The 17378-nt window shown below is 43.0% G+C and carries 12 protein-coding genes; 10 read left to right on the forward strand and 2 right to left on the reverse strand.

The genetic code is table 11. From position 1 onward, the window contains the following. Positions 1 to 103: 103 nt before the first annotated feature. From ACPD8L_RS02910 to ACPD8L_RS02930, 5 genes are all read left to right on the forward strand, one after another. Positions 104 to 2065, forward strand: coding sequence for a sensor histidine kinase (locus ACPD8L_RS02910; protein WP_116218916.1), 1962 nt, complete (start codon positions 104 to 106; stop codon positions 2063 to 2065). Between the two features lie 49 nt (positions 2066 to 2114). Next, positions 2115 to 3167: an o-succinylbenzoate synthase gene (menC, locus tag ACPD8L_RS02915; RefSeq protein WP_116218915.1), complete on the forward strand. Its 1053-nt coding sequence runs from the start codon at positions 2115 to 2117 to the stop codon at positions 3165 to 3167. Next, complete coding sequence (locus tag ACPD8L_RS02920; protein ID WP_116218914.1) at positions 3158 to 4096, forward strand: CPBP family intramembrane glutamic endopeptidase; 939 nt, start codon at positions 3158 to 3160, stop codon at positions 4094 to 4096. The genes menC and ACPD8L_RS02920 overlap by 10 nt, the downstream gene beginning before the upstream one ends. Next, positions 4074 to 5153, forward strand: coding sequence for an AMP-binding protein (locus ACPD8L_RS02925; protein ID WP_423941761.1), 1080 nt, complete (start codon positions 4074 to 4076; stop codon positions 5151 to 5153). Before ACPD8L_RS02920 ends, ACPD8L_RS02925 begins: the two co-directional genes overlap by 23 nt. Before the next feature lie 75 nt (positions 5154 to 5228). After that, positions 5229 to 6983: a carboxypeptidase-like regulatory domain-containing protein gene (locus ACPD8L_RS02930; protein ID WP_423941762.1), complete on the forward strand. Its 1755-nt coding sequence runs from the start codon at positions 5229 to 5231 to the stop codon at positions 6981 to 6983. A 74-nt stretch (positions 6984 to 7057) separates the two neighbouring features. Here the strand turns inward: ACPD8L_RS02930 and ACPD8L_RS02935 are convergent, their stop codons facing one another. Continuing rightward, positions 7058 to 8833 (reverse strand): carboxypeptidase-like regulatory domain-containing protein, encoded by a 1776-nt coding sequence (locus ACPD8L_RS02935; RefSeq protein ID WP_423941764.1) that lies wholly within the window; start codon positions 8831 to 8833, stop codon positions 7058 to 7060. Between the two features lie 152 nt (positions 8834 to 8985). On the opposite strand from ACPD8L_RS02935, the gene ACPD8L_RS02940 reads away from it, so the two are divergent. The 3 genes from ACPD8L_RS02940 (at position 8986) to ACPD8L_RS02950 (ending at position 14422) form a co-directional block, all read left to right on the forward strand. Beyond that, positions 8986 to 10332: a M24 family metallopeptidase gene (locus ACPD8L_RS02940; RefSeq protein ID WP_423941765.1), complete on the forward strand. Its 1347-nt coding sequence runs from the start codon at positions 8986 to 8988 to the stop codon at positions 10330 to 10332. A gap of 170 nt (positions 10333 to 10502) precedes the next feature. Continuing rightward, positions 10503 to 12251: a carboxypeptidase-like regulatory domain-containing protein gene (locus ACPD8L_RS02945; RefSeq protein WP_423941767.1), complete on the forward strand. Its 1749-nt coding sequence runs from the start codon at positions 10503 to 10505 to the stop codon at positions 12249 to 12251. 2 nt (positions 12252 to 12253) lie between these two features. Next, entirely contained in the window at positions 12254 to 14422 is a 2169-nt protein-coding gene (locus ACPD8L_RS02950) for a TonB-dependent receptor plug domain-containing protein (RefSeq protein ID WP_423941768.1), read from the forward strand. Position 14423: 1 nt separating this feature from the next. On the opposite strand, the gene ACPD8L_RS02955 is transcribed toward ACPD8L_RS02950, so the two are convergent. Then, positions 14424 to 16052, reverse strand: coding sequence for an acyl-CoA carboxylase subunit beta (locus tag ACPD8L_RS02955; RefSeq protein WP_423941770.1), 1629 nt, complete (start codon positions 16050 to 16052; stop codon positions 14424 to 14426). Positions 16053 to 16115: 63 nt separating this feature from the next. Between ACPD8L_RS02955 and ACPD8L_RS02960 the strand changes: the two genes are divergently transcribed. After that, the gene (locus tag ACPD8L_RS02960; RefSeq protein ID WP_423941772.1) at positions 16116 to 17099 is read left to right on the forward strand and encodes a Gfo/Idh/MocA family protein; all 984 of its coding nucleotides are present in this window, start codon (positions 16116 to 16118) and stop codon (positions 17097 to 17099) included. Between the two features lie 72 nt (positions 17100 to 17171). Next, a complete protein-coding gene (locus ACPD8L_RS02965) occupies positions 17172 to 17348 on the forward strand; it encodes a CAL67264 family membrane protein (protein WP_231562643.1) in 177 nt (58 codons plus the stop codon). The last annotated feature ends 30 nt before the right edge of the window (positions 17349 to 17378 follow it).

Raw genomic sequence — 17378 nt, forward strand, 5'->3', positions numbered from 1 at the left:
TTAGGCAGATTTGCCATTTTGCGTAATGGGGACATGAAAAAGGGCACAAACAGTAGTATGGACCTTGAGGGTAATTCCCAAGGTCGATATATTTAATAGATTAATGGGACGTTACGTAAGATTCTTATTTGCCACCATATACTTTGCTTTCCTATTCAGTGGTTCTGCGCAATCCATCACTGGTGAGGAACCCAATACCCTAAAGGAGTTTCAGGATATAAACACCCCATCCGGGAGGTTCAATGTCTTTTTCAATTCCGTGAACAGGTACCAAGAACATTCGGCATACGATTGGTTGGATACTGTAAAAATATACCTCTCCAATGCCCAAAAGACCAATGACACCATAGCCACAAGACTATATCAGGTTATGCAGGCCCAGATATACAATGATCTTGGGGAATACGACAAAAGTACCGCGCTGGCCAAGGAGCTCTATTTTGCCAAGGATTCCTTGGACACCGAATCACAAAAAATTGTTTTGGATGTCTTGGATGACAATTATGCCAATCTCCAATTGTATGACAAGCAGATTGAGATCCGTAAGCAGAAGCGGGAAATGGGCATTACGGAAAATGTGGCCTTTTATGATATTTACAGCAACTTGGGACTCTACCGAAAGGCTCGGAACCAATACATCATGGAGGTAAAACCAACCATAGCGGACAATGATTCCTACGGGTTGGCCAAATACCACAGTAAAGTGGGCAATTACCTGAGATTGGACAATTCGGCCCCAACTGCTCTAAGCGAATTAAAAAAGGCAAAAGCTTATTTGGATGTCTATCTCAATGACATTTCGGCACAAAAGAGCGAAGCTGAGATATTTGAGAGCGACTTGCTCAAAGCAGATATCGAAGGCAATATTGCCAAATGTCACGTCATGTTGGGGGAATACGAGCAAGCCATCCCCTTGCTCAAGGGCAGTATTGAAGCTTTGGAAGTTTCTCCCAAAAATGCCCACAGAAACGAAATCATTGAAAACACGCTTTATTTGGCCGATGCCAATCTGCAATTGGAGCGTTACACAGAAGCCAAAAAAAGTCTGGATGTTGATTTTGAGAATATTGGCATACTCCAAAGCATCAAAAGGAACAGTTTGTTGGCAGCCTATTATGATAAGGTCGAAAACTACAAAAATGCGGCCATGTATTATAAGCGCAATGAGCGGATAAAAGATTCCCTTGCGCAAAAACAGTCCTCCATTATCAAGCAGCAATTGGTGACCATTGTGGCCAATGAGGATTTGGAAAATTCCCAACGTTTGATCGACGAACAAAAAAGGATCAATGAATTGGCGCGTAGTGAGATGAAGGCCAAGGATGAGCGCATCAATTTGGTGTTCATTTCCTTGATTTTCACTTTGCTTGGTTTTGCAGGATTGGTATATGCCTATGTAAAGAGTATAAAAAACCAGCGGTTGATCGCGGAGCAGAACCACATCATAGAGAATGCGCTTATTGAAAAGGATTCCCTGTTGAAGGAAATCCACCATAGAGTAAAGAACAACCTTCAGATGGTTTCCAGTCTTTTGAGCCTGCAGACAAAAAATACACGGAGCAAGGCCGCCATTGAAGCCTTGGAAGAAGGAAAGAGCAGGGTAAAGGCCATGGCATTGATCCACCAAAAGTTGTATCAGAACGATGACCTTTCCGTTATTGAAATGCAGGGATATATTGAAAGTTTGATCAACAGTGTGCAATCGGTTTATAAGAAAGGTGGCCACAACATCAGCATAACCATTGATGCCGAAGGTACCGAGCTGGATATAGACCGTGCCATTCCGTTTGGATTGATTTTGAACGAATTGGTATCGAACTCCTTTAAATATGCGTTTCCGGAGAATGATGAGAACGGAAAAATTTATATCCATCTCAGAAAAAATGGGGAACAGGGTTATTTTGAATACACAGACAATGGGGTAGGACTTCCAGAAGATGCCGAGGAGCGTGCCCATTCCTCCATGGGTATCCGACTGATGAACAGACTTGTGAACCAGCTTCAATCCAAATTGAACATTGATAGGGATAATGAAGGGGTGCGGTTCTGGTTCAACTTTAGCTAAGATCTTTTCTGCTTGGGCTTTTTAAAATGGTTACATTTGATACCATTGGATGAAAGCACATTACAGAAAGTACACCCTTGACTTTAAAAGACCCAGTGGGACCTCCCGTGGCATTCTTACCCAAAAGGAGACCTGGTTTTTGATTCTCGAAGAAAAAGGCCACCTTGGTATAGGGGAGTGTGGTATTTTAAGGGGGTTGAGTGTGGACGATGTCCCCGAATACGAAGAACAACTTGCCTGGGTTTGTGATAATATGGATTTGGGTGAGATGGAGCTACTAAACAGGCTTCAAGAGTTTCCTTCCATTCAGTTTGGACTGGAACAGGCTTTTCGCTCATTAAAGTCCTCGAATCCATTTGAATTGTTCCCTTCGGAATTCACCCAAGACGAAGCGCCCATATCCATCAATGGTTTGATTTGGATGGGGGATGAGTCTTTTATGCTTTCCCAATTGGAGCAGAAATTGGCGGAAGGGTTCCGCTGCATCAAGATGAAGATAGGGGCCTTGGATTTCGAGAAGGAAATGGCCATTTTGGAAAGTATTCGTAACAACTTTGGTCCAGATGAAATTGAACTTCGGGTAGATGCCAACGGAGCATTTACACCTCATGAAGCTTTGGGAAAACTCCAACGATTGTCAGAATACCAATTGCATTCCATAGAGCAGCCCATCAAGGCTGGTCAATCTACGGAGATGGCAGATTTATGCAAAAATACTCCCTTGCCCATTGCCTTGGATGAGGAACTCATAGGCGTGTTCAGTGTAACAGAAAAAGAAGAATTGCTACAAACCATTCAACCCCAATATATTATATTGAAACCAAGTTTGGTCGGCGGCTTTTCTGGGAGTTTGGAGTGGATTGATTTGGCCAAAAAGCAGGGAATCGGGTGGTGGATCACCAGTGCCTTGGAGAGCAATATAGGACTCAATGCCATTGCTCAATGGACATACACCTTGGGCAACCAAATGCCACAAGGTTTGGGCACTGGAAGCTTGTATACCAACAATTTTGAGAGTCCATTGGAAGTGGGGCACGGCAATTTGTGCTATAAGTCGAATAAGAATTGGAAAAATGATTTAATTAAAAGTTTATGTATATAGAACAAGGCTATAAAGGAGAAATTGGGTTATGGAAATATTTTGTGATTCCGTTGGCATTTATGGGTTTTATGGTAATGAACTATATCATCACGATCAATTCGCCCATAAGTGTGGAGGACACCATGCAGCAGTTGATAGAGCAGCTAGGTTCCAATACGGTATTGATTATTCTTTTGCTGCCCTTGTCCGTTGGATTGTTGGTGGTATGGGGCTGGACCTATTTGGTCCATAGACAGTCCATAACCTCGTTGACCACCTCCAGAAAAAAAGTGGACTGGAAGCGGATTTTTTTCTCCTTTGGTTTATGGACCGTACTGACACTACTTCTGACAGGAATTGATATTTACGCTTCCCCGGATAAATATGTGCTCAATTTTGATTGGGCCAAGTTTGTTCTGTTGGCGATTATTGGGGTTGTCCTGATTCCCATGCAGACCAGTTTCGAAGAGTACCTTTTTAGGGGACATATGATGCAGGGTCTAGGTATTTTGGCCAAAAACCGATGGGTGCCCTTGGTAGTCACCTCCACTTTATTTGGTTTGATGCATATTGCCAATCCGGAAGTGGAAAAGCTGGGTCATGGAGTTTTGGTCTATTATATCGGTACCGGTTTTTTCTTGGGAATCCTCACCTTGATGGATGAAGGACTGGAGCTCGCCTTGGGTTTTCATGCTGCCAACAATTTAATAACGGCTTTATTGGTCACAGCGGATTGGACGGCTTTTCAAACCAATTCTGTTTACAAAGATATTTCTGAACCTGCTTTGGGGTGGGATGCGTTGATTCCCGTGTTTGTGATTTTCCCCTTACTGTTATGGTTCTTCTCCAGAAAATATGGATGGAAAAACTGGAAACAGCGATTGTTCGGAAAGGTAATGACCAAAGAGGAATTTGTAGCATTGACCCATGGGGAATCCGATATGGCATAATATCCATCCAGCTTTTAAGCTCAACGGTGTTCCGTACTCCTTTAACGAACTTTTGGATAAAGGGCATGCCTTGGTCAAGGAAGGCAGTGTTTTTGAGCGTGATATGGGCACCTTTTTATTGGGCTGGCTTTCACAGGACCCTGCACAAGAGGTTTTTACCTCCGGGTCTACGGGAGCGCCTAAGAAAATCAATTTAAAGAAGGAGCATATGGTCAATTCCGCCAAGGCTACCGGTCAATATTTCAACATGGATGCGGGTCATACGGCCTTGCTTTGTCTGCCTTTTTCAGGGATTGCCGGCAAAATGATGTTGGTCCGTGCCATGGTCTTGGGCTGGCAATTGGATTATGTGGAACCCACCTCCACACCCTTGACCCGTACCAGCAAACGATATGATTTCGCGGCCATGGTTCCGCTGCAAGTGCAAAACTCACTGGAACAATTGGGGCAGGTTCGCACATTGATCATAGGAGGGGCACCGGTAAATGCAACTCTTAAAAAAAAGCTGGGTACCCTTGGCACCCACTGTTATGAAACCTATGGCATGACCGAAACCGTGACCCATATTGCCCTAAAAGCCATTAATGGTCCCAAAGGTTCCGATATTTTTCAGACACTTCCCGGGGTTAACATCTCAAAGGATAAGAGGGGATGTTTGGTCATAGAAGCTCCAGCTATTGCATCAGAGGCTATAGTGACCAATGATTTGGTGGACATTGTTTCGGAAAACACCTTTCAGTGGTTGGGTAGGTTTGATTCCATTATAAATTCTGGAGGAATAAAACTGGTTCCTGAAAAGATAGAAGAAAAGCTATCCCCACTTTTCAATTCCAGATTTTTTGTAGCAGGAGAGCCCGATGAAAAATTGGGACAACGTTTGATTTTGATAGTAGAAGGAACTTGCAATACAAAGCAGCTCCTTCTAGAAATAAAATCCCTTGAAACGCTTCAAAAGTTTGAAGTGCCCAAAGTCATTTATTGCGTTCCCAAATTCATTGAAACCAAAACGGGGAAAATATTGCGCAATGAAACACAGGAACTTACTTACACTGTGTAAGCTTTTTTTTCATATCTTCATAGAGTTCCCCAATTGATTTATAATCAGTTATATCATTGAAATCTCAAAAAAAAAATGAAAAACACACTATTGTTTTTGGTTTTGTGTGCGGTGCTGCCACTTTACCCCCAAGCTACGGATAGGATGGTTGCCGGACAGGTCACCGATGTTTGGGAAACCCCTATAGAAGATGTGAACGTTTTGGTAAAAGGTACGGAGCGTGGGGTACAGACCGATGCGGAAGGAAGGTTCTCTTTAAATGCCGACACAGGGGAAGTGTTGGTGTTTTCTGCAGTAGGGTATGGCAATGTGGAAATGGAGATACTGGAAATGGAAGAAAGATTTAAAATCATCCTTTCCCCTAGGACCACAAAGTTGAAAGAGGTGGTTGTGGAAGAGGCCAAGCGTAAGACTAGACAGGACCTGTTGGTAGACTATGCCACCAATAAAAATTTGATCAAGACCACAATAGGTATTTTGGACAAAGATCGTTCTTCCACGGCCTTGGAAATTATTGATGGTGATAATCTGTTGCCAGTGGGTCCGGATTTTTTGGCGTCTTTGCAGAATTTTAACCTTAATATGCGGGTAGTTAGGCCTCCTGAAGCCCCGTATGGTGAAGTGAACGTGTATTTACGCAGAATCTCTTATATGGATGTTACAGGAGATTCCCTTCGGACTTCACAACCCAGGGCTATTTTTGATGTGGATGGTTTTGTGCAGGAAACGGCTCCTACCTATTTAACCGGTTCGGATATTGACCGAGTGGCCATATTGGAACGTAATGCAGCCGTAAGCCGCTATGGGCCAAGGGCTATTGGTGGGGTAATCATCATTAATACCAAAGCCAAAAGTGAAATGGATGCGTTGGGGTATGGCAAGGATTATACCACGGCCGATGTGCGCAATAGTATGAACCACTTGTTTGAAGAAGCAGATTATGTACCTGCAATTCCGGAGTATATGGAAGCCTTTGGAACCATTGCCTCAGAAGGAGTGGCAATGGAGTTGTTCCAAACGAGCAAGGGAGATTACATGAAGGATTCGTATTTTCTAATGGATATGGCGTATTATTTTCGAGAACGTTGGAAAGACGAAAAGGAAGCAAACAATATCCTAAAGGAAATTCATGAAGAATTTTCGCAAAACATACCTGCTTTGAGAGGTTTGGCCTATAGGTACGCCTTATTGGGCAAACATGATAAGGCTTTGGAGATTTTCCTTGAAGTATTGGAGCAAGACCCCTTGTCCGCACAATCCTATTGTGATGTCGCACAGGCCTACGCGGAAAGAATGAACTATAAAAAAGTTTCCAAGACGTATGAAGATTATCAAGCCATGAGAGGGAATGATCTTCCTTATGATGCGTATGGCGCAGATTTGTTCATGACCACGGACTCTTATGGATATGTGAAGTCCAATAAAGAAAGACCGAGCTGGGAAAAAATAAACGAAGGAATGGGAGGAGAGATTTCACATACCCGAATCGCTTTGTCTTGGAACAACCCTGATGTTAAGATTGGGTTCCAATTGGAGGATCCCGAGTCTTCATTCAAGACATGGGAAGTAAAATCCCATGATGATGAAACGGACAGGGGATATGCCAGTACTCAATTTTTTCTGGATGAAAATGTGTCAGGTGAGTGGCTATTAAATTTACTTTATTATGAGAGTGAAACCCAAACCCCTACCTACTTGAGGATAACCAGTTATTTCAATTATGGACTTCCCACGCAGCGTTCGGAAACCCGGGTACTAAAATTAACCCAAGAATATGAAGGGAATGGTTTGGTAAAGATCAATACCTCCATGGGAACATTAGGGAAATAGTTTTATAAACTCTATCCGGGCCGGGGAAGGAAGTGACTTTTAACGAACAAAATTGGTATTGAATAGATTGAAGGTTATCGCATAAGGGCGAAATTATCAATCTTCAACCGTGATTTTATCCTGCCGTTCCATTTGCGCAACGCCTCAAGGTCATCCCCATGATCGGTCTCCTTCCTCATGTTTTTGGCTTCGGCATTGGCGCCATCGTAGACCTCATCGTAAATGGCTTTCATTTCGTCAAAGGTCATCCCTTCCTTGATTCGGGAATTGGCCAACTGTCTATATATCTCATAGATGTCAAAGAGCAGATTAATGTAAATAAGTTTGTTTCTGGTATGCTCATGATGAAATTCGGAAGAGTTGATATCCATAAGGGTTCTTCCGACAATTTTTCTGTTTCCGTTCCAATCCCAGTACATATCCAGCATATAACCAATATTGATCTGGTTCTTTCCTTTGGGGCCAGAGGTTTTCCTTAGAACTTGAAAGGGGGAATCATAGTCCTTTCCCGTTTTATATTCCTTGTCACCTTGAATCCCTTTGGGAACATCCTCGGTTTCATCGCGTAAATGGTCCCATTCAAAACGTTTGTCTTCTTGCCATGAAAGGACCGATGGGCGGGCATAGGCCAAATCTTCGATAGGAATATAGCTGTCATAATTGATCAGGTACCCTTTTTCTTTCATATAATCCAAAGATCTTTGGTCATTGAAGCTTTTTGGGTATTGGTAATTGGTTTCCCAAAAATCATCGGATGCCTGTAGGGCGATTATTTTATCATAGTCATTGCTAAAGGAAATGTCCTTTGTAAAATAAGGTTCTTCAAACGATTTATTGTAATCATAGAAATAGATGAATGTTCGTGAATTGATGATTTCCGAAATACTTTCCGTAGTGTAATTCATCTGAAAGGAGAAATCCAAATATTGGATTTTCCCATAATCCAAAGGATTGAAAACAATATTGAACCCAATTTCCATGGGGGTCAGGGAAACGGTTTCATTTATGGAGGTCAGGGCATTGGTCACGGGGTCCTTGATGCCAAGCTCAATTTTTTTGACAATCAACTTCTCATAATCCACAATCATTTTTCCATAGAACAACCTTCCATTCGGGTTTTTGGGTGTAAAAGAAAGCGATGCTTCTTCTTGGGTGCACGAACTGCAATCGTCAATTCGAACCATATATTTTCTTTTGAGGGCATTGTAGTCCATATTGCCAGGGTGATCGGGCAATATTTGACCGGTTTCCTCGAAAAAGGTAAAATCACTTAAAATCTGGGTGTTGTCCAGACTGTAAAACGCAAAAGATTTGTTGAGGCCAAATCGTCCGCTTTTGACTTTTAGATCCGTAATACCTCCTGAAAGGCTTTGCTTACTATTATAAAAACCTTCTATCTGTTCTAGGGGGATGCCTCTCACAGCGGAGGTTAGTGTTAAAAAGGCCTTGCTTGAAGTGGTTTCCCCTTGTTGCCTATACTTTTGAACAATATTGTCCAACAATCTGTAAGGGTATTCCTTGTCCTCACCAGCGGTGAGCACAACTTCTTGTAGGGTGGAAACATCGGGCTCCAAAAAAAGGTTGGACTCATCAGTAAAGTATGTCAAGGGCACTATTTTTGTTTTAAACCCTAAATGCCGTACTTCCATGGAATCTTTTTGGATATGACCGTCCACGGCAAATTTGCCATCCTCATTGGTGATGGTGTGATGGGTATCCTCTCCAAAAACGGTAATTGTGGAAAAGGGTAGTGGTTCTTGGGTGGCTTTATCAAAGACAACCCCCTCAATTTTTGTTTGTGACCAACCTACAGCGCAAACAAATAACATTAGAAAACAAACTTTCTTCATCCTTGTTTAGTTTAATGGGGGAGATTTCCTTGACTTCTAATATAAGCATTTGATTTCTAGTAAGAAAACAGCTTTCATGCGTATCGGACAATCATTGATGCCACATTGATTGGATATGGATGGATTTTGTAACTTCATCCAAAATCAACCCTATGAACAGACTGTTTACCATCCTTGGCATATTTTCATGTTTTGTATTGCAATCCCAACAAATCCTTCCCGAAGTGGAACGCGCTCGGGTGGTAGATGAATTGCTGGAAGATCGGTTTACCAATCTACTTCCAAAGTTGATGGATGATGTAGGGGTGGATATGTGGATATTGATTTCACGGGAATACAATGAAGACCCGGTCCTTCGGACCATGCTTCCTGCCACCTGGTTGAACGCAAGGCGAAGGACCATCCTACTGTTTTATCGGGACAAGGAAAAGAACACCATGGACAAGCTCGCCGTGGCACGTTATAATGTCGGGAAAAGCATCGTTTCGGCATGGGACAAGGAAAAGGAACCCGATCAATGGAAGCGGTTAATGGAGTTGATCGCAGAGCGAAACCCAAACAAAATTGGATTGAACTTCTCCAAAGACCACAATATTGCAGATGGTTTGGACAAAACAGATTACGATGAGTTCATGCAGAATCTACCCAAGAAATTCCATTCAAGAGTGGTTTCCGCCGAATCATTGGCCGTACGTTGGATTGAAACCCGTACCGAACGTGAAATGGTCATCTACGATCAATTGGTGGATATTACCCACGATATCATTGCAGAAGCATTTTCGGAAAAAGTGATCACTCCCGGGGTGACCACAACCACTGAGGTGGAATGGTGGATGCGACAAAAAGTGACCGACCTGGGACTGGAAACATGGTTTCATCCAACTGTCGACATCCAGCGGAATAGTGAAGAATTGGTGGGCCATTTATATTCCTTTTCAGGCCGTCCAGATGATATGGTGATACTGCCAGGGGACCTCTTGCATTGCGATTTTGGAATTACCTATTTGCGCCTCAATACAGATTGTCAGGAGTTGGCCTATGTACTCAAACCTGGGGAAACGGAAGCCCCTTCATTTTTGGTGAATGCCCTGTACGACGGAAACCGAGTGCAGGATTTCCTTACCAAAAACATGATCAAGGGAAGAACAGGAAACCAAATATTGGCCAAAGCACTACAAGATGCCAAGGATAATGGATTGCAACCAGCCATTTATACCCATCCGTTGGGAACATATGGCCACTCTGCAGGGACTACTATTGGCATGTGGGATGCACAAGGAGGGGTTATGAAGGACGATGGTGAAAACTACCCCCTAAACCCTAATACGGTTTATGCCATAGAATTGAATGCTACCGTGAACATACCCGAATGGAAACGGGACATTCGCATTATGTTGGAAGAAGCTGGCTTTTATGGAGAGAACGGTTTCAGATATGTAAATGGCAGGCAGACCGAATTACTACTGATCCCAAGGATAAAACAGCAACAAGGCTATTGACCTATACCCATGTAAAATGGGTTTTTGGTTCTGGCGAACTTAGGGAGGAAGGCTTTTATTTCCTTAATAGCTGGATGACTGTGATACGGTTTTAATTCGTAACGTGCAGGGAACTAAATATTTAAATAATATTTTTAACTTGTAGGAAATTAGCCAAAAAACACATCGCCATGCTTCGTAAAATTGTGTTTACCGTTTTCCTGTTATCGTTTTCAATGATTTTTTCCCAATCCCAGATAAAGAAGGTATGGGGTAGGGTATCGGATGGGGCATCACCCATATCCAATGTCAACATTGCCGTGAAGGGTACAGACACTGGCGTGCAGTCCAACACGGATGGAACCTATGAAATTTATGTGGATGAAGGACAGACTTTGGTTTATAGTTATGTGGGTATGCGGACCATTGAAATCATTGTGGAAGACATTACCTCGGTCTTAAACGTGACCTTGTATCCCAATATTGAGCAATTGGATGAAGTAGTGGTGACCAAGAAAAAAAAGAAAACCCAAAAAGAACTGTTGTATGAGTATGAATCCAACAAAAACCTGATCAAAACCGGATTCGGTATTTTGGACAAAGATAGGGTGGGGTATTCCCTGAGAATTTTTGATGGGGATGAGCTCAACCCGGCAGCCATTGATTTGGTTCGGGCACTTCAAGGAAGACTTCCGGGGGTAATTATAGAGCCATCACCGGATGATCCAAATATCCCGGTGATGTATCTTAATACTATGAAGAAACTTTTGGGCCAAAGCGCAATTTATGAAGTGGATGGTATGGTGTATAGAACCGCGCCAACTTTTGTCCTTCCCAATAATATCAAGCGGGTGGCAGTGATTGGTAGTTTGGCGGGAGCCTCCAAATATGGAACGGGATCGGCAGGTGGAGTTATAGTGATCAACACAAAAACGGGTAATTACGCAACAAGAGAACCTGGAACGAATAAACCTTACGATTTGGCCCGGCGACGGGATAATTATTTTGAAAAAGGAAGTGCCGTGGCCATTTCCAAGATGGCGCTCCCAAAATATATAGAGGAACTATCTGTGGTTGCCAGTGAAGAAGAAGGTATTGCGCTATATCAGGAATTGGAGAAAAAGTATCAAACTTCTCCTTTTTTCTATCTGGATATGTTTTCTTTTTTTGGTGAAAAGTGGAAAGATGGTGAGATGCAAAAAACCATTGGTGAAGAAATTCAGAACAAGTTTGCCACGGATCCTACAGTACTCAAGGCATTGGCATATCTACTGGAGCAACAAAACCAGTACGAATGGGCCAGTGACCTATACAAACAGATTTTTGCCATGAGGCCCCATTACGCCCAATCCTATTCGGACTTGGCAAGGAGTTATGAAAATATGGGTGCGGTGGAAAGTGCTGTGGTCCTCTATGCACGCTATTTTGATTTAGTGGAGAAATCACTTTTGGATTCTTCCAAAACCTTTGCACCCATCATTAAAAGAGATATCAATAGCCTGTTTTCCAGACAAGGTTCCCTAATAGGAAGTACAAGTGTCGTCCAGACAGAAGACGAGGATTTTGACGGTGTCCGTTTGTTGTTCGAATGGAATAACAGCGAAGCAGAGTTTGAGCTTCAGTTGGTCAACCCAGAGAATCAATATTATTTATGGGAACATACGATGTTTTCCAATGCAGAGCGAATTCAAGAAGAAAAAACCAACGGGTTTTCATCTGAAGATTATCTGTTCTACAAACCCATTCAAGGCAATTGGACAATAAATGTCAAATATTTAGGGAACAAAAGCTTGACCCCATCGTATCTTAAAGCCACCATATTCTATGATTTTGGCACCAAAAACCAGCGTAAGGAAATCAAAGTTTTTAAACTTACCGCTAAAAACATTAACCAGGCCCTTTTCCAAATAAAAAATGGTAGCTCCACAACAACATTTTAAAAATGACCAAGCTATTGTCTATAATGATTCTCGCCTTTGGGGTTTTTTGGGGAACTCATGTACAGGCCCAAAACACCGAGAATGTTACCATCTGTTGGGATGTATCCCTCTCTATGCAAAACCGGGATATTGAAAAGGATTTCTATTTCTTGGATGCTTACTTTAAAACAGCCCAGAATGCCAAGGTTACTGTTCTGACCTTTAGTGATCAAGTTTTGTCAAAGCATGACTTTGTGGTTTCCGCTGGTAGTTGGACCGACATTAAGGAAAAACTCAAAGGACTTTCTTATGATGGCGCTACATCCTATGCATCCTTAGGAAGTTATGTAACCGGTGGCACCATACTCTTGTTCACCGATGGAAGACAGAATCTCGGGACAAGCACCCCCAACTTTGGAGGAAAATTGTTCATCATTAATAGTAATAAGAGCTTTGATAGAGGAAGCCTTAATTTATTATCTATCATGAATAATGGTGATGTGGTGAATTTTATGGAAAAGAAAGAGATGGATGAATCCATTGACCCCATTGAGGAATACTCTGGAACCATTTTAAGTGGTACTGCAGGTTTGTCCAATGCCGAAGTCTATATCCAAGGTAACGAGGAGGACAAAGTAAGATCGGATGAAAAAGGAGGCTTCAGTATTCATGGGAAGCCAGGGGATACCCTTATTGCGATGTACGGAGACAAAATGGAAAAACAGGTTTTGGGGGATTCCAAGACGATGAATTTTTCATTGGGCGATGGAGGTGTACAGTTACAGGAAGTAGTGGTGAGTGAAAGAATAGCAGAACCAGAAGAAAAGATAATCACAGCCTATGGGGAAGAGAACAAAGATGCCGTGGGTTATGCCGTTCAATCCATTACTGAAGACGATATCCCTGATGCCGCATCCACGGTCAATATGGCCGTACAGGGAAAATTTTCAGGAGTCAATTTGGGGAATAATGAAGATTTGAGCCAAGTCAGAATGCGTCCTCGGAATACTATTTTGGGAAATGTTTATGGTCTGATTGTGGTCGATGGGGTTCCTCTGAGACAATCAGGATCACACAGTGGAGTGGTGTACAGTACAGATTTTGTAAATCCGGAAAACATTGCAGACATCACGGTTTTAAAGGGTTTGGCCGCTACCAATAAATATGGTAGTTTGGGGGCTAACGGAGTATTGTTGATCACCACAAAAACGGCAACATATGCCAAGCAAACCGGTGAGAAGAAGGACTTGGCCCGTTTGACCGATAATATCTACGAAGAAAAAATCAAGGTAAATACCAAAACCTTGGTCACTCCATATTTAAAGGAATTAAAAGGAGGCAAAAATATCAGGGAGGCGTATGATATCTATCTTGCCCAAAGGGCAAAATATCAAAATGAACCATCGTATTTCTTGGATGTCTCCAATTTCTTTTTTGGGACCAGTCCAGGAATTGCCTTGCGTATTTTGTCCAATGTTTTGGAAAGCGAGGACACCGATTATGGCACTTTGAGAAGCCTATATCTGCGGTCCGTGGAAATCGAAAATCATAGTATGGCCCTTTTGGCGGCCAACCGATTGTTCGAAGTGTTTCCCAACAAGATTCAATCCTATTTGGATGTGGCCATTTCACAAGAACAATTGGGAAACTATCAGGAAGCACTCAATATGTACAATGGGATGCTAACGGGCGAAGCCAATCCTCAATTGAATTTTAGGGGAATGGAAAAGGTAGTGGGAGCAGAGGTACGAAACTTGGTGAACAAACATAGGGCGGAGTTGGATATCTCAAAGGTCAACCCAAAATACCACAACAACCTTACCTATAATGCCCGGTTGGTGTTGGATTGGAACCAACCAGATGCTGAATTTTCCGTACAGTTTGTAAATCCGCAGAAACGATTTTTCACTTGGGAACATACTGAGGTAGGGGACCGAAAAAGAATCTTGGATGAACTGGAAAACGGGAATTCCACGGAGCAATTTGAAATTGTGGGTTCCGATACCAAGGGAGAATGGATTTTGAACGTCACTTATGACGGGAACAGAACCCCTGCCAACAAAGCGGCTACGTTTCTAAAATGTAGTGTTGAGTACAATTTTGGAAAGCCTAACCAAAGAAAAGAGGAATTTTTAATCCGTTTACAGGAAGTGGAGGAAGAGGTCCAATTGGCCAAATTCTCTGTGGATTGAGCTATACCTGAAGTACACCCATATTGAATTTTTTCTCGATGGGGGCATGGTTGGCAGCATCAATCCCCATGCTGATCCATTTCCTCGTATCCAAGGGATCTATAATGGCATCCGTCCATAACCGTGCCGCGGCATAATAGGGGGATATTTGGTTGTCATACCGCTGTTTGATTTTATCAAACAATTCTTTTTCCTTTTCGGCATCCAAAGGTTGTCCACTTTTTTCAAGGGAAGCCTTCTCAATCTGCAACAGCACCTTTGCGGCTGAGTTTCCACTCATCACGGCAAGTTCGGCACTGGGCCAAGCCACGATCAATCTAGGGTCATAGGCTTTGCCGCACATGGCATAGTTACCTGCCCCGTAGCTGTTTCCTATGATTATGGTGAATTTGGGTACCACGGAATTGCTAACCGCGTTCACCATTTTGGCACCATCCTTAATGATGCCCCCATGCTCGCTCTTGCTGCCTACCATGAAACCGGTTACATCCTGCAGGAACACCAAGGGAATCTTCTTTTGGTTGCAGTTGGCAATAAAACGGGTGGCTTTATCGGCCGAATCAGAATAAATGACCCCACCAAAACGCATTTCGCCTTTTTTGGTCTTGACCACTTTCCGTTGGTTGGCCACAATGCCCACGGCCCAACCATCAATTCGGGCATAGCCGGTCAAAATAGTTTTACCATAGCCCTCTTTGTATTGTTCAAACTCGGAGTTGTCCACCAATCGTTTTATGATTTCAAGCATATCGTATTGATCGCTCCGTGAACTTGGGAGGATACCGTAAATATCTTCTTGGTTTTCCGTTGGGTCTTTTGCTTCAACCCGATTAAAACCAGCTTTGTCAAAATCACCGATCTTGCCCACGATACTTTTAATTTTATCGAGCGCATCCTTATCATCCTTGGCCTTGTAATCCGTGACTCCACTGATTTCGGAATGTGTGGTGGCCCCGCCCAGGGTTTCGTTATCAATGCTTTCACCAATGGCCGCTTTTACCAAATAACTGCCTGCCAAGAAAATGCTTCCTGTTTTATCAACAATAAGGGCTTCATCGCTCATAATGGGTAAATAGGCCCCGCCGGCCACGCAACTGCCCATAACCGCAGCAATCTGGGTAATGCCCATACTGCTCATGATGGCATTGTTCCTGAAAATGCGACCAAAATGCTCTTTGTCCGGGAAAATTTCATCCTGCATAGGGAGGTATACCCCGGCACTGTCCACCAAATAGATAATGGGCAGTTTATTCTCTATGGAAATCTCCTGTGCTCTTAGATTCTTCTTTCCGGTAATGGGAAACCAGGCTCCAGCTTTCACCGTGGCATCATTGGCCACCACCACACATTGCTTTCCTTGGACATATCCTATTTTCACCACCACCCCGGCAGACGGACAGCCACCATGCTCCTCATACATTCCATCTCCTGCAAACGCGCCAATTTCAACAGCATTGGAATCGGGGTCCAACAAATAATCAATACGCTCACGGGCGGTCATTTTGCCCTTTTCGTGATGCTTTTCAATGCGTTTCTTTCCCCCTCCAAGTTTAACCTCGGCTAGTCGTTTCCGCAGTTGGGAAAGCATCAATTTATTATGGTCTTCGTTTTTATTGAAGTTGATATCCATGTACTGTCAATTTCTTCTTATTGGCTAAAGATAAGGAGTTATAATCATTACTTTTGATTCCATATGGAAACTAAGATACGGTGGGGCATCGTGGGCCCGGGAAAAATTGCACGGAAGTTTATATCGGATTTACAATTGGTGGAAGATGCCGAGGTTGCAGCAGTAGCTTCCCGTTCATTGGGCAAGGCAAAGGATTTTGCCGACGAATATGCCATTGAAAATGTGTTTGGAAGCTATGGGGAACTATTTGCTTCAGACACTGTGGATGTGGTTTATATTGCCACCCCACATCGGTTCCACAAAGCATTGACTTTGCAAGCCCTTGAATCTGGTAAGCACGTACTTTGCGAAAAACCCTTGGGGGTGAGCAAACCAGAGGTGCAGGAAATGGTGGATGCGGCCCAACGGAACAAGGTTTTTCTTATGGAAGCACTGTGGTCCCGTTTTAATCCGGCCATTCAAAAAGTAAAGCAGTTGGTAGATAATGGGGAGATAGGGGATTTGACCCACATTAATGCGGATTTTGGGTTTTATGCCTTGGACAGGGATGAGGATTCCCGGGTGCTTAACCTTGATTTGGCTTCCGGTTCATTATTGGATATTGGTATTTATCCCATTTTTTTGGCCTACCTATTTTTGGGCAAGCCCAAGGAAATATTTGCAGCATCAAATTTTCACCCTAATGGAACGGAATTACAGACCTCAATGATTTTCCAGTATCCCCAGGCGCAAGCCGTGCTGTATAGTGGATTTACCAGTAGAACCCGTACCGAAGCGGAACTATCAGGAAGCCAAGGTGAAATCTTTCTTCCCTCCCGATGGCATGAGGCAGATGGGTATACTTTACTGAAAGATGGTGTTTCTGAAACTTTTGAACATCCGTTAAAAGGAATAGGGTTTTATTACGAGATTTTGGAGGTGCACCAATGCTTGAGGGCGAAGAAAGTGGAAAGTGATTTGTGGACGCATCAAAATAGTTTGGATGTGGCTGAATTACTGGACACTGTGCGTGAAAAATGCGGGATTCGGTTCCCTTTTGAGGGATAATCGACAAATAACCATTTTGGAATAGTCCATTTTTTACGATATTTGGACTTCTACTGAACGATATATATGGGAATGAACAAAAATACTGTGCTCGCTTGGGCCACTTGGATTATGATTTTTGTGGGAATCGGAATGATAGCTCTTGGCGCTTTCAAGTACGATGAAGTGGCCGGATACGGTTTTGGAGCAGTAGGCATAGGCTTTTTTGCCGTAGCTTGGGTTTTCAACGCACTCAAGGGACGGGTATAAGTTCTCTTTTTCTTAATTCTATAAACACAA

The organism is Flagellimonas algicida (assembly GCF_049629585.1).
Lineage (GTDB): Bacteria > Bacteroidota > Bacteroidia > Flavobacteriales > Flavobacteriaceae > Flagellimonas.